The sequence below is a fragment of the Sphingomonas sp. R1 genome (assembly GCF_025960285.1).
Taxonomy (GTDB): Bacteria; Pseudomonadota; Alphaproteobacteria; order Sphingomonadales; family Sphingomonadaceae; genus Sphingomonas.
The window spans coordinates 3162286-3175856 of the sequence record NZ_CP110111.1; the positions used below are offsets into that span (position 1 = coordinate 3162286).

Annotated in this window: 12 protein-coding genes; 4 read left to right on the plus strand and 8 right to left on the minus strand. The window is 63.4% G+C overall.

Going from position 1 to position 13571, the window contains the following annotated elements:
- Positions 1 to 72: 72 nt before the first annotated feature.
- The 5 genes from lysA to OIM94_RS15195 all read right to left on the minus strand — a co-directional run bounded on the left by lysA (position 73) and on the right by OIM94_RS15195 (position 3682).
- Positions 73 to 1335, minus strand: coding sequence for a diaminopimelate decarboxylase (lysA, locus tag OIM94_RS15175; RefSeq protein ID WP_264607528.1), 1263 nt, complete (start codon positions 1333 to 1335; stop codon positions 73 to 75).
- Positions 1336 to 1364: 29 nt separating this feature from the next.
- Positions 1365 to 1628 carry a hypothetical protein gene (locus OIM94_RS15180; protein WP_264607529.1) on the minus strand — a complete coding sequence of 88 codons (264 nt, stop codon included), beginning with the start codon at positions 1626 to 1628 and terminating at the stop codon, positions 1365 to 1367.
- Entirely contained in the window at positions 1625 to 2035 is a 411-nt protein-coding gene (locus OIM94_RS15185; protein WP_264607530.1) for an SAM-dependent methyltransferase, read from the minus strand. The genes OIM94_RS15180 and OIM94_RS15185 overlap by 4 nt, the downstream gene beginning before the upstream one ends.
- Positions 2036 to 2152: 117 nt before the next feature.
- Positions 2153 to 2509, minus strand: a complete 357-nt coding sequence (locus OIM94_RS15190) for a hypothetical protein (protein ID WP_264607531.1) — start codon at positions 2507 to 2509, stop codon at positions 2153 to 2155.
- Between the two features lie 480 nt (positions 2510 to 2989).
- On the minus strand, positions 2990 to 3682 hold the full coding sequence (locus OIM94_RS15195; protein WP_264607532.1) for an ArsR/SmtB family transcription factor: 693 nt from the start codon (positions 3680 to 3682) through the stop codon (positions 2990 to 2992).
- A gap of 78 nt (positions 3683 to 3760) precedes the next feature.
- Between OIM94_RS15195 and OIM94_RS15200 the strand changes: the two genes are divergently transcribed.
- From OIM94_RS15200 to OIM94_RS15210, 3 genes are all read left to right on the plus strand, one after another.
- Positions 3761 to 5179, plus strand: a complete 1419-nt coding sequence (locus tag OIM94_RS15200) for a pyridoxal phosphate-dependent decarboxylase family protein (RefSeq protein WP_264607533.1) — start codon at positions 3761 to 3763, stop codon at positions 5177 to 5179.
- Positions 5180 to 5531: 352 nt separating this feature from the next.
- The gene (locus OIM94_RS15205; protein ID WP_264607534.1) at positions 5532 to 5837 is read left to right on the plus strand and encodes a hypothetical protein; all 306 of its coding nucleotides are present in this window, start codon (positions 5532 to 5534) and stop codon (positions 5835 to 5837) included.
- Complete coding sequence (locus OIM94_RS15210; RefSeq protein ID WP_264607535.1) at positions 5834 to 6631, plus strand: nucleotidyl transferase AbiEii/AbiGii toxin family protein; 798 nt, start codon at positions 5834 to 5836, stop codon at positions 6629 to 6631. The genes OIM94_RS15205 and OIM94_RS15210 overlap by 4 nt, the downstream gene beginning before the upstream one ends.
- 445 nt (positions 6632 to 7076) lie before the next feature.
- Here the strand turns inward: OIM94_RS15210 and OIM94_RS15215 are convergent, their stop codons facing one another.
- The 3 genes from OIM94_RS15215 to OIM94_RS15225 are packed head-to-tail and all read right to left on the minus strand — an operon-like array spanning position 7077 to position 7986.
- A complete protein-coding gene (locus tag OIM94_RS15215) occupies positions 7077 to 7337 on the minus strand; it encodes a DUF5985 family protein (protein ID WP_264607536.1) in 261 nt (86 codons plus the stop codon).
- Positions 7334 to 7612, minus strand: a complete 279-nt coding sequence (locus tag OIM94_RS15220; RefSeq protein ID WP_264607537.1) for a DUF5985 family protein — start codon at positions 7610 to 7612, stop codon at positions 7334 to 7336. The genes OIM94_RS15215 and OIM94_RS15220 overlap by 4 nt, the downstream gene beginning before the upstream one ends.
- A 2-nt stretch (positions 7613 to 7614) precedes the next feature.
- A complete protein-coding gene (locus OIM94_RS15225; RefSeq protein ID WP_264607538.1) occupies positions 7615 to 7986 on the minus strand; it encodes a hypothetical protein in 372 nt (123 codons plus the stop codon).
- Between the two features lie 200 nt (positions 7987 to 8186).
- On the opposite strand from OIM94_RS15225, the gene OIM94_RS15230 reads away from it, so the two are divergent.
- Positions 8187 to 13571, plus strand: coding sequence for a HAMP domain-containing protein (locus tag OIM94_RS15230; RefSeq protein ID WP_264607539.1), 5385 nt, complete (start codon positions 8187 to 8189; stop codon positions 13569 to 13571).

The following is a 13571-nucleotide window of genomic DNA, read 5'->3' on the forward strand; positions in this document are numbered from 1 at the left end:
GCTGTCAGAGACACTTGGCTGACGCCAGACCTATGTCGTAGCGCTATTCGGGCGTTGAGATCCTCGGCTACGTCACCCTACCTCGAGCATCCAGTGTGGAAGTCGCTGCGGCCGAACGACGTCCGCCTCCACGAGCGGAGACACGATGTCGAAGCGGTCCCCGTCAACCCACACTTCTGGCGCAAGCGCACGAGCATTGTAGGTCGATGCCATTGCTGCGCCATAGGCGCCGGCGTTTGCGAACACAGCTAGATCGGCCTCCTGTAGTCGGTCGATGCTGCGGCCGCGCGCGAAAGTGTCGCCGGATTCGCAAATCGGACCGACCACGGTGGCGATAAAGCTATCGCTGCTCTCGCGCACGGCGAGGATCTCATGCCACGCGTCATACAGCGCGGGTCGCATCAAGTCGTTCATCGCGGCGTCGACGATCACAAACGGATGCGGCTGGCCCGGCTTGACCCAAAGCACGCGCGTCAGCAGCACGCCTGCGTTCGCAACAATGAAACGCCCCGGTTCGAACAGCAAGCTCACGTCCCAGCCTTGCGTCTCACGCGCCACCATCAAGCCATAGGCAACCACATCCGCGCCAGGATCCTCTTCGCGATAGGAAACTCCAAGCCCGCCACCTAGATCAACATGGGTGATGGCATGACCTTCCTTACGCAGCGCGGACACGAGTTGGCCTGCACGGCGGACCGCGGCCGTCAGCGGCGCGAGATCGGTGATCTGGCTCCCGATGTGCATCGCGATGCCCTGGAGATCCAGACCGGGCAGTGCCGCAAGTTTGCCGTATGTCGACACCGCCTCGGTGAACGGTACGCCGAACTTGCTGTCGGTCAGCGCCGTGCTGATCTTTGCATGTGTGTGAGCATCGACCATCGGATTGATCCGGAGCAGCGCGGGGGCACGCATGCCCCGCGCGGAGGAGAGCGCTGACAGCACCTCGCCTTCTCGCTCCAGCTCAAGATTGAAACGGCCGACGCCCGCGTCCAGCGCCATGGCGAGCTCGACGCTTGTCTTTCCGACGCCGGAGAACACAATCCCTTCCGCAGCAATGCCCGCGGCGAGTGCGCCCTTGAGTTCTCCACCCGAGACGATGTCCGCGCCGAACCCAAGACCTGCCAGCGTTCGCAGGACCGCAGGATGCGGATTGGCCTTCATCGCGAACATGATCTGCTTACAGGGTATCGGCGCGAGGGCCGCCTGAAACTGCGCCGCCGACGCTCGGAGTTGCGTGGCGGAGTAGACATAGGCAGGCGTGCCAGCCACTTCCGCGATTTTCGGCAGTGGCACACCATCGGCGTGCAGCACGCCGTCGCGCATCTTGAAAGACATATGTGATCCTCAGTCGTTCCTGCTATGGCTCAGCCGCAGCGGGCGCTTCCGTTACGCCGCCTCTGCAATCTTTCGGGCAGATGACGATGCCGGCTGCACTCAACCCGGATCGCCAGTGCTGCGCGCCGCCCCTGCACAACCAGAACGAGCCCGAACATCGCGACCGGGAAGCCAAGCAGCAGCAGGCCGCGAAAATCCGTTTCGCTTCCGTCACTGAACGCGCCCGCCAGCCCTCCGGTAATCAGCAGCGCCACGCCGACGCCGCGCCAGAACCGGTCGCCAGGCCGGGTCATGCGGTGGCTCCCGATCGCGGCCCGGCGAGAGCCATCTGCCCCGCACGCCGAGCCAACCACATCAGTGCCGAAGCGTCGCCGGCGGGCGAGGTATAGAGCAGGATGTCGGCAGGGAAGGCAGTTTCGTCCCGCATCGCCGCCGCGGCGGTGCCGATGTAGAAGCGTAGGTCGATCGCTGGGTCCCGGATTGTCTCCGCGACGCGGCGCGCCTGGGCGAGCAGCGCTCCGTCGCGATCTACGCCGCGCGCTTCGATCGCGACAAAGCCCAAAGCGCGAGCCGATCGGATTGCCAGCAGCAGCAGGCTGGCATTTCCGCACGCGGCGTCCACGATGCGGATGCTGCGGCGTCCTTCCTCGCGCATCGCCTCAAGGCGGGCGGCGATGGCCGGCCAGCGCAGGTCCTGCATCGCCGCTCGATCGGCAGCCAAGCATAGGGCCTGCCGCAGTCGGGCCGCCAGCGCCGGTGCCGCGGGAGCGGCCGGAAGCGCGAAGGCATGGACAAGTTGCACAGGGGCGGCCCTCCGTTACGCAGCCCGCCGGACGCACTCGTCCGGCGCGGGAGGATCGAAGGAGACGATTGCGACAAGCGGCTGCTCCGCCTCCACAAGGGCTGCGCCGGGGAAGGAATGCCGCTCGGCGCGGGCGAACTGCCACGCCGCCGCGCGGGAGATGAACCGCCCCTCCATCAAGCCATGGTTTTCCTGGACCAGCCAATGGCCATCACGGTCCTGCCCCACTCGCAGGATGGTGGCACCTTGATCAGGCTCTTCGATGAGGTCGGACACCACGCGAACATACTCCTCACAAGTGCTGGCAATCGGGTCATCAGCAACCGTGAGGTAGGGCGTAAGCGCATTAAGCTTCGCGATCGAAGTCGACACCTTTGCGTAAGATTTGCATAAATTTGCGGGGGGTAGGGGGCGTCCAGATCGGATGAGCGTGATCGCCTTCACGGCGGGGCAGTTACGCACCGAATGGTTGTTTGGGTCGAGCACCAGGGCCGTCGCAGCGCCTTGCTGGCCCCTGCTGGCAAGACACTTCCTCCTCTTCCCTTGCCCAACACAACATCTTGATCGTTAAGTTGCGAGATCGAAACGACGTAATTGGTCGATTGTGTTGAGCGATTGCCATTGAAGTCGACGTGAAGGCATTATTCACTCCAGGCGGGAGGCAGGAGACCGGCGGAAGATGGGCGCGTCAACCGACTCGGAGGAGTCGCTGCTCTACAGCTTCAACCCGGAGCGGCACGTGCCAGCGGAGCCTGCTGCGCTAGACAGACCGGTTCGTCGACCTGCTGGGCCTGCGCGAGCAGTTGCGCCTCCTCGACAGCTAGACGGGGCGCCCCTCGATCGCTTCAGAGCTCATCGGTTGAGGTGAGGTGTGAAGGGGAAGGCGGAATCGAATTCTCGTAACCCTTTTGGATTGAACTGTATCGCCCTGCTATTAGTGTCTCGCCTTGCCCACCTCAACGCGAGGATACGATCCAGACAGGCTGACCCCAATCGGCCCGCAAGGTGATCCTTGCGCTCGCTCCAGTCCAGACAGGCAACACACGCAGCGTCGGCTGAAAGCAGGTCAGGACTGATTCCAAACCCGGTTAAAAAATTCCGCCCCTCGTCACGCAGGTGCAGGCGATCGTCCTGGCGAAGGATAAAGTCGCGCTGATGCAGGCTGTTCAGCATCTGGATCCCCTTGGCACCTGCCAGATGTCCATAACAGCTGCGGGCTTCTCGCAACGCCGGATCGCGAGGGCCTGTGCGGATGCGTCGATGGCCCGTGCGCTCAGCCAGCAGCATCAGGCTTTCTACGGTATGCGCCACGTCCGCACCGGACAGGCGTACATAGCGGTTGCGACCTTGACGAACGCTGAGGACTAGACCCGCCGCTTCCAGCTTAGCGAGGTGCGCACTGGCCGTAGGCCGCCCGACATTGGCCGACATGGCCAATTCACCCACTGTGAGCGCCCGACCGTCCATCAACTGCGAAAGAATCTCGGCTCGAGCCGGATCTCCGATGAGGGCTGCGATCAGAGCGAAATTGGGCCCGTCCTTCATGGTTCGGTGGGTAACGAACCATCCAGCCGTTTTCCAGCTCTACAAGCATGCGCAGAGGAAAGAATGGAGGATCTCAGCATGTCGGTTGAAGATGGTCGCGATGCGCTGGCGGTTGCCTATCGCGCTGCAGAACATTGGCTTGCGTCTGTGGCCGATCGCTCGATTGGTACTACCTCGTCCATGGCAGAATTGCGCGAACGGCTGGGCAAACCTCTGGCCGATCTTGGAGTGCCGGCAGCCAAGGTGATCGAAGAGCTGGTGCAGGATACTGATGGCGGCCTTCTCGGCAGTGGCAGCGGGCGCTTCTTCGGTTGGGTTATAGGAGGTACGCTGCCTTCCGCTCTTGCGGCCGACTGGCTGGTCTCTGCCTGGGATCAGAATGCCGCAATTCACGCTTGCAGCCCTGCCGAAGCGATCATCGAGGAAGTTACCGGAGAATGGCTGAAAGAGCTGTTCGGCCTACCGGAGGAGGCCAGTTTCGCTTTTGTTACCGGCACTCAGGCCGCTCACGTCACCTGCCTCGCCGCTGCACGGCACCGACTGCTGGACCGAGCGGGGTGGAACGTCGAGTTGGACGGCTTGATTGGAGCGCCTTCCATGCGCGTGCTGACAGGAAGCGAAAGGCACGGGTCCGTTGACAGGGCGGTGCGTATGCTTGGCTTAGGCACCCGCTGCATGGAGACCTTGCCATGCGACTCGCAAGGGCGGATTGTTCCCGAAGCTCTGGACGAGGCGCTCAGCCGCTCCGCGATGCCGACCATCGTCGTCCTGCAGGCCGGGGATCTCAACATCGGAGCGTTCGATCCCTTCGCCGAGCTCGTCCCGATCGCCAAGCGGCATGGGGCATGGGTGCATGTCGACGGCGCCTTTGGTCTCTGGGTGCAGGCGTGCCCGACCTATCGGCACCTTGCAGCCGGCATCGAGCTAGCCGACTCCTGGACCAACGATGGCCACAAGTGGCTAAATACGCCGTTCGATTGCGGGTATGCCATCGTTCGGGATGCCAAGGCGCATCGTGGAGCTTTCTCCTTTGAGGCCAGCTATGCTCAATCGAGCGGTCGCGCACGCGATCAAATCGAGTGGAACCCCGAGTGGTCGCGGCGGGGGCGAGCGCTCCCGACTTACGCAGCGCTGCGCGAGTTGGGGCGCGACGGCGTTTCCAAGTTGATCGCCCGGAGCTGTGACCATGCGCGTGCGCTGGTTTCTGGCATCGGGGCGCTCCCCGGTGCTCGCGTCGAATGGCTCCCGACGATCAACCAGGGGTTGGTGCGCTTCCTCGATCCCGCAGCTAACTCAGGTAGCGCCGACCATGACCGCAGGACCGACGAAGTCATCGCGCGCGTGGCGGCGGCAGGTGTTGCCTTCTTCAGCGGGACGACCTGGCGCGGCATGCGTTGCATGCGCGTATCGGTATGCAACTGGCGCACGGATTCTCAGGATATCGCACTTACCGTCGACGCAGTCAGGAAAGTGCTGACCGACGTTGATTCCGCCTGATCCAAGGCCTGCTTGATGGGACGGGATACCGATGAATCTAGGCCGGATCATCAAGTCGCTGGTCGGGCGCCATGCGCGTCTAAGATGCCCCAAGGTGGCGGTGGTGCCCGCTGGCGCTTAAGTTCGTTTTTTCCAACAGAATCATTCGCATCTCGACCGCTCCGCGCTCATTCGCCTCCTGGAGCGGGGGGATGCTAAGCGCCGCTTCGGTCTTCTCGTCTGCGAGAGACTTCGTCGCGCTAGAGCATCAAGTCTCCGCCAGCCTGAAAGACCTTGGGCCCGGCTCATCGCACCCGTGACGGGGAACGTTTTAGTTTATATATATAGTCCCCGGCATAAGGGAGGCACAGCCATGGCACACGCAGCGGCGGAACCGCCGCCACGCTCCGTGATCAATCTCCACAATCACGCGCAGATCAGCCACCACGGCGTTGCCACAGCGTCGGAGCTGCTGACCGCGCTGAAGCTGCCGAATACCCCCGAGAGGCGCAGAGTTGCAGCCCAGGCGCTGCAGGAGGCCGAGATCGCGGAAGTCGCCGACCTGCTGGTCGATCGAGTCCTGAGCGGTCTCGAGCTACACCGGATGCTTTCGAGCCTTTCACAAGAAGGCGCCGTCCGTCGGCCGGATCTTGTCGATTGGTCGGAGAGGTTTGCATGAGCGGTATCCTCGATAGGCAGACGCATCCCGACCTGGACACGTGGCGCAACCTTCTCCGCCGCAGCCTCAAAGTGATCGATGATGTCCGCAGGCATGGTCACGGGACGGGGGAAGACGATCGCCCTCCATGGGAACGAGACAAGCCCGCAGCCACTGCTCCCGCCATCAGGCTCGGCGGCGGTACGGTGCTATCGGCTCTCTGGGGGCACCGATACAGCCGAGATGTGGACCTGTTCACCCACGATCTGCAGCTCATCAGCTACCTAACGCCTAGATTGAACGAAGACATCATGGGCGTGCTGGGCACAACGGATTACATCGAGGCCAGCAACTCGCTCAAGTTCATCTACGGTCCGGACAAGGGAGCAATCGACATCGTGGCCGCCGTCGACATTCTGCCGGACGCCAAGTCGACAATCGAGGAATGGGAAGGTTTCACCGTCGAAATAGACGATCCTGCCGAAATCATCGCGAAAAAGCTCTTCCACAGGGGGGACCGCGCCACCGTGCGCGATTATGTTGACCTGGTGGAGGCCGCCCATCAAATCCCCGACCTGATCGCACGCCTGTCGAGGCCCCTGTCCAGCACGATACAGCGCGCGCTCGCAGTTGCACGGGAAACCAGTGATGCGCGCATTCAAGAAGGGCTGGACAGGATACGCTTCATCAAGCCGATACCGGCCCCTGACGTCCTACGATCCGAAGCAGTCAAGGTCATGCAGCAAATCGCCAGCGGTGGCGGGGGCGGTGGCAAGGCGGCCTTCCTCGCCTGGCGAAACGGCATGGGACTTTAGCCACCTTTCAGGCGCGCGACATAGATATACCCGCGATATCGCTCCTCAAGCGCGCCGTAGGTGATCCCCACCGGTCGACGGTAACGACTGCAGGAAAAGAGGCGAACAGCGCTGCTGCGGCTTCGCTCACGTCACTTTGCGCACCGCACGCAGACCCGCCAGCCCGCTCGCGTATCCAGCAGCGACTGGTATCGCTGCCTCGGCTCCCGTCGAAGCGGCTTCCCGGGTCCCGCCCGGGTGAGGCATGGCATGAAGCTGGCGCGGCCTGACGACCGGGGCGCTATCGGCATGAGGTCGCCGCAGACCATTGTTGGAAGACCACCCTTCGGGTGGCGCAAGCCGCTGATCGACAGGGGGGCTAAGTAGGCAGATGTAGGCGGCACCGTAGCTTGCGCGGCCTCGTGCTAACCTTTCACGCAGGTTCATCGGCCGTCAGTCTCCATGTTCACCCTCTTCGATTCTTCTGCACGATCGCGGAGAGGAGCAGAAGAAAGGCGCAGAGGCGGAGGACATAAGCCCAAGGCCGCTGCTCGTCGGAAATGCCGCTGACAGCAAGGATCGTCTGTCCCATGCCGAGAAGCAGGAACGAGGCGGAGAACGATAGAAACAGCGTGTCGCGGGTATCCCGCCAGAAGCGCAGGAAGAACAGCGCACACAAGGCGAAGCCGAGCGAGACTGCGCCTGCCAGAAAGCTGGTCAACGTCACGTATGTTCCTCCAGGTCCCATATGAAACCGAAGAGAAGCACTCCCACGGCGCAAAGGGAGAGCAGTAGACGGAGTAGCTGCAAGTCGACCCAGTCGATGAGTACGAGATCAACTATCAGTATGAGGTTGTTGGCGGCAAGGAGCGTGAAGCAAGCCGTGCTCCAGAGCAGCAGTCGCATACCGCTCCTCGCATAGCTGCGCCCCAGAAGGACAGCGCACAACGTGCTTGTCGCGAAGCAGAGTAGATATACGATGGGTGGAAAGATCGACTCCATGCTCAACCCTTCCTCAGCTTGAAGGCTTCTGCAAACCGGCGTGCCGGCGACGATGCGTTGGATACGATAGTCCGGCGAACGAAGTCAGGTCGTTGCGCGTACAGGGCCTCGGCTGCTCCGGCCAGAGCGTCGAGTGACTCGCTTGCCGGTAGGAAGCGCACGCCGTTCTCCCGGTCGACGACCACAAGCCCGGCGGCGTGGAGCGACCGCAGGCTTTGAGCGACCACCAGTTCGCTGCTCCGCATCGCCGTTACCAGCGCGTCTCGCGTCCAGACTTGTGCCCGGTGAGTGCGCAGCAAACACATCAATTCGATCGCCCATACGGACGGGAACGTAGATCGGATGAACCTGGAAGTCTCTTCTTCGTCCGGCATCGGCGGCGGCGTCTCCCATCAATGCTTCCTCCTGCGCTTCCAACCAGCACACGATTTCGGGCCTGGCTGCAAACAGTCGCAAGTTCCAGAGAAGGCGCGCTTTTCCTATCGTTGCGCTGCTGCTATGTGTCTGCCCTATGCCGGGGGGCTTTCCATCGCACATCTTCGCTCAGGGGAGAGCAAGGTGTGAGGAGTGATTGGTGAACGCTGAACTGTCTCGTGACGCACTGGATCGTCGCCAACTCGTCGCCGCGCTCCGCAGCTTTCGCCGGGGAGACTTCTCGGTTCGCCTGCCCGAGGATCTGCCGGGGGTGGATGGCGAGATCGCAACGCTGTTCAACGAAGTCGTCGGTCTTGAGGCCGAGATGTCTGACGAATTCGAACGGCTTTCGCGCGTCGTAGGCAAGGAAGGCAAGATCACGCAGCGCGGCAATGTGCGCGGGGCGACGGGCGGCTGGGATACGAAGCTGCGCGCGGTGAACGAGCTGATCGACGACATGGTCCAGCCGACCGCGGAGGTCAGCCGCGTCATCGGCGCCGTCGCCAAGGGCGACCTTTCGCAGTCGATGACCGTGGAGATCGATGGACGGCCCCTGCGCGGCGAGTTTCTCCGCATCGGCAAGGTGGTGAACACCATGGTCGAGCAGCTCGCTTCCTTCGCGTCGGAAGTGACGCGCGTGGCCCGCGAAGTGGGTACCGAAGGCAAGCTGGGCGGCCAGGCGCGGGTGGAAGGCGTGGCAGGTACCTGGAAGGACCTGACCGACAATGTGAACGCCATGGCCACCAACCTCACCGGCCAGGTCCGCAACATCGCGGAGGTGACGACCGCGGTCGCGAGCGGCGACTTGTCCAAGAAGATCACCGTGGAGGTGAAGGGCGAGATCCTCGAGCTGAAGAACACCATTAACACCATGGTCGACCAGCTGAATTCGTTCGCATCCGAAGTGACGCGTGTGGCGCGCGAAGTGGGTACCGAGGGCAAGCTGGGCGGTCAGGCACGGGTGGACGGTGTCGCCGGCACCTGGAAGGACCTGACCGACAACGTCAACCTCATGGCCGACAACCTGACCGGTCAGGTCCGCAACATCGCGGAGGTGACCACCGCGGTGGCCTCGGGCGACCTGTCGAAGAAGATCACCGTCGACGTGAAGGGCGAGATCCTAGAGCTGAAGAACACCATCAACGTGATGGTGGACCAGCTCAATGGCTTCGCCTCGGAAGTGACGCGCGTGGCGCGTGAAGTGGGCACCGAAGGCAAGTTGGGCGGCCAGGCGCAGGTGCCCGGGGTCGCCGGCACCTGGAAGGACCTGACCGACAACGTCAATCTGATGGCGGACAACCTCACCGGTCAGGTCCGCAACATCGCCGAGGTGACCACCGCGGTGGCCTCGGGCGACTTGTCCAAGAAGATCACCGTCGACGTGAAGGGCGAAATCCTCGAGCTGAAGAACACGATCAACGTGATGGTGGACCAGCTGAACGGCTTTGCCTCGGAAGTGACCCGCGTCGCCCGCGAGGTGGGTACGGAGGGCAAGCTCGGCGGCCAGGCGCAGGTGCCCGGCGTCGCAGGCACCTGGAAGGATCTTACCGACAACGTCAACCTGATGGCCGCCAACCTCACGGGCCAGGTGCGCAACATCGCCGACGTGACCACCGCCGTGGCCAAGGGCGACTTGTCGAAGAAGATCACCGTCGAGGTGCGGGGCGAGATCCTCGAGCTGAAGAACACCATCAACGTGATGGTGGACCAGCTCAACGGCTTCGCCTCGGAAGTGACCCGCGTGGCGCGCGAGGTCGGTTCCGAAGGCAAGCTGGGCGGTCAGGCGCAGGTGGAGGGCGTCGGCGGTACCTGGAAGGACCTGACCGACAACGTCAACCTGATGGCGGGCAACCTGACGGGCCAGGTGCGCAACATCGCCGAGGTGACCACCGCGGTGGCGAAGGGCGATCTCTCCAAGAAGATCACCGTCGACGTGAAGGGCGAGATCCTGGAGCTGAAGAACACCATCAACACCATGGTGGACCAGCTCAACAGCTTCGCCTCGGAAGTGACCCGCGTGGCGCGCGAAGTGGGTTCGGAGGGCAAGCTCGGCGGCCAGGCGCAGGTGCCGGGCGTGGGCGGTACCTGGAAGGACCTGACCGACAATGTGAACGCGATGGCCGCCAACCTCACCGGTCAGGTGCGCAACATCGCCGACGTGACGACGGCGGTGGCGAAGGGCGATCTTTCCAAGAAGATTACCGTCGACGTGAAGGGCGAGATTCTGGAGCTGAAGAACACCATCAACACCATGGTGGACCAGCTCAACGGTTTTGCCTCGGAAGTGACGCGCGTGGCGCGTGAGGTCGGCACCGAGGGCAAGCTGGGCGGTCAGGCCCAGGTGCGCGGCGTTGCCGGCACCTGGGCCGACCTCACCGACAATGTGAACCTGATGGCTGCGAACCTCACCGGTCAGGTGCGCAACATCGCCGACGTGACCACCGCCGTCGCCCGGGGCGATCTGTCCAAGAAGATCACGGTGGACGTGAAGGGCGAAATCCTTGCGCTGAAGAACACCATCAACGTGATGGTGGACCAGCTGAACGGTTTCGCCTCCGAAGTGACGCGCGTGGCGCGCGAAGTGGGCACCGAGGGTAAGCTGGGCGGGCAGGCACAGGTGCCGGGCGTCGGTGGTACCTGGAAGGACCTGACCGACAACGTCAACCTGATGGCGACCAACCTCACCAACCAGGTGCGCGGCATCGCCGACGTGGTGACCGCGGTGGCGCAGGGCAACCTCAAGCGCAAGCTGACGGTGGACGCCAAGGGCGAGATCGCCGCGCTGGCGGAGACGATCAACTTCATGATCGACACGCTATCGACGTTCGGCGACCAGGTGACCAACATGGCCCGCGAGGTGGGCATCGAAGGCCGGCTGGGCGGCCAGGCGCGCGTGCCGGGCGCCGCGGGCCTGTGGCGTGACCTTACGGACAATGTGAACCAGCTGGCGGCCAACCTCACCAACCAGGTGCGCTCGATCGCCGACGTCGCAACCGCGGTGACGAAGGGTGACCTCACCCGCTCGATCGCCGTGGAAGCCTCGGGCGAGATGGCGGCGCTGAAGGACAACATCAACGAGATGATCCGCAACCTCAAGGAACAGACCTTGAAGAATGCGGAGCAGGACTGGCTCAAGACCAACCTCGCGCGCTTCAGCCGCATGCTGCAGGGCGAGCGCGATCTCACCACCGTATCCAACCTGATCATGTCGGAACTGGCGCCGTTGGTGAACGCGCAGTACGGCGTGTTCTACGTCACCACCCGCGACGGCGACGAGACCACGCTGGATCTGGCGGCAAGCTACGGTGCCGAGCGAAAGGATGCGCTCAAGCCGAAGTTCGCGCTGCGGGAAGGCCTGGTCGGCCAGGCCGCTGCGGACAAGCGCCCGATCGTGCTGGAGAATGTCCCCTCCGACTTCCTCCGCATTGGATCTGGGCTGGGGCATGCGTCGCCGGCCAATATCGCCATCCTGCCGGCCCTGTTCGAAGACGAGGTGAAGGCGGTGATCGAGCTCGCCTCGTTCGGCGAGTTCAACGAGACTCACCAGAGCTTCCTCGACCAGCTGATGGAGTCTGTCGGCATCGTGCTGAACACGATTGCCGCGACGATGCGTACCGAGGGCCTGCTCAAGCAGTCGCAGCTGCTCACCCAGGAGCTTCAGGCCCGCCAGACCGAGCTCACCACCAAGCAGGAAGAGCTCCACGCCACCAACGAGGAGCTGCAGGAGAAGGCGCAGCTTCTCGAGAACGAGAAGAAGCAGGTGGAGGCCAAGAATCTCGAGATCGAGATGGCGCGCCGCGCGCTGGAGGAAAAGGCGGAGCAGCTCGCGCTGACTTCCAAGTACAAGTCCGAGTTCCTGGCGAACATGAGCCACGAGCTGCGCACCCCGCTCAACTCGCTGCTGATCCTGTCCAAGCTGCTGTCGGACAATCCGCAGGGCAATCTGAACGACAAGCAGGTCGAGTTCGCACGCACGATCAACGGCGCCGGCTCGGATCTGCTGAACCTGATCAACGACATCCTCGACCTGTCCAAGATCGAGTCTGGTACCGTATCGATCGAAGTCGGCGAGATGCCGTTGGCCAGCATGAAGCAGCATATGGAGCGGACCTTCCGCCAGCTGGCGGCGGACAAGAACCTGGACTTCCACGTCCAGTTTGATGCGAGCCTGCCTGCCACCATCCGCACCGACGAGAAGCGGCTTCAGCAGATCGTGCTCAACCTCCTGTCCAACGCCTTCAAGTTCACCGATCGCGGGTCGGTGACTCTGCGGGTCCGTGCGGCGACGAGCGGCTGGAGCACTAACCATCCGGTGCTGCGCGGCGTCGACAGCGCGATGGAGATCGCCGTGACCGACACCGGCATCGGCATCCCCGAGGACAAGCAAAAGCTGATCTTCGAGGCATTCCAGCAGGCCGACGGTACCACGAGCCGCAAATATGGCGGCACGGGCCTCGGCCTTTCGATCAGCCGCGAGATCGCCCGCCTGCTCGGCGGCGAACTGCAGGTTCGTTCGCGGCCGGGCGAGGGGTCGACGTTCACGCTCTTCGCGCCTTTCAATGCGGTGGCGCCTGCTACCCCCGCTTCGCCAGGCGCCACCGCGCGCTACGACAATTCGGGAGCGATGGTGCCGACCGCGCTGCCCAATGCGTTCGACCTCTCCGACGACCGCGACAATCTCGGCGGAGACCCGTTCGTGCTGATCGTCGAGGACGACTCCACCTTCGCGTCGATCCTCCTCGACATTGCGCGTAGCGCCGGCCTGAAGGGGGTCGTCTCTGCGGCGGGTGCCGGCACGCTGACGATGGTGCGCAAGCTCCAGCCGCACGCGATCACCCTCGACCTCGGCCTGTCCGACATCGACGGCTTCGTGCTGCTGGATCTGCTCAAGCATGATCCTGCGACCGCGCACGTGCCGATCCACGTCATCTCGGGTGCCGACAAGGTGGCGAAGGCGCTGGACCTCGGGGCGGACGGCGTCACCGAGAAGCCGGCGGGCAAGGAGGTGCTGGCAGCGGTCTTCAACGATCTCGCTGCGCAGATCGGCAACCGGCCCAAGGTGATCGATCTGCTGCCGGAGGCCACCGATCCGCTGCCGCAAGCCACGCGCGCGGTGCCCGAGCTGGCCGGCGCCAAGGTCCTGATCGTCGATGACGACATCCGGAACATCTATTCGCTGACCAGCGTGCTGGAGAGCTACGGGGTCCAGGTGCTCCACGCCGAGGGCGGTCGCGAGGGCATCGGCATCCTCGAGGCAACCGACGGCATCGATATCGCGCTGATCGACATCATGATGCCGGAGATGGACGGCTATGAGACGATGCAGCAGATCCGCCAACGCTCGCAGCTGACGGACCTGCCGCTGATCGCGGTCACCGCGAAAGCGATGAAGGGCGACCGTCAGAAATGCCTGGACGCGGGTGCGTCGGACTATATCGCCAAGCCGGTCGACATCGATCTGCTGATGGCGTTGCTGCGCGTGTGGATCGCTCGCTCGCGCGAAGCGTCGCAGGCGGTCGCGTTGATCGTCGCGGAATCGAACTGA

Coding starts and splice junctions, on each gene's coding strand:
- OIM94_RS15195 (WP_264607532.1), bottom strand. CDS start 3,682: ATGAAGGACGGGCCCAATTTCGCTCTGATCGCAGCCCTCATCGGAGAT.
- OIM94_RS15180 (WP_264607529.1), bottom strand. CDS start 1,628: ATGACCCGGCCTGGCGACCGGTTCTGGCGCGGCGTCGGCGTGGCGCTG.
- OIM94_RS15225 (WP_264607538.1), bottom strand. CDS start 7,986: ATGCCGGACGAAGAAGAGACTTCCAGGTTCATCCGATCTACGTTCCCG.
- lysA (WP_264607528.1), bottom strand. CDS start 1,335: ATGTCTTTCAAGATGCGCGACGGCGTGCTGCACGCCGATGGTGTGCCA.
- OIM94_RS15185 (WP_264607530.1), bottom strand. CDS start 2,035: ATGCAGGACCTGCGCTGGCCGGCCATCGCCGCCCGCCTTGAGGCGATG.
- OIM94_RS15205 (WP_264607534.1), top strand. CDS start 5,532: ATGGCACACGCAGCGGCGGAACCGCCGCCACGCTCCGTGATCAATCTC.
- OIM94_RS15220 (WP_264607537.1), bottom strand. CDS start 7,612: ATGGAGTCGATCTTTCCACCCATCGTATATCTACTCTGCTTCGCGACA.
- OIM94_RS15200 (WP_264607533.1), top strand. CDS start 3,761: ATGTCGGTTGAAGATGGTCGCGATGCGCTGGCGGTTGCCTATCGCGCT.
- OIM94_RS15210 (WP_264607535.1), top strand. CDS start 5,834: ATGAGCGGTATCCTCGATAGGCAGACGCATCCCGACCTGGACACGTGG.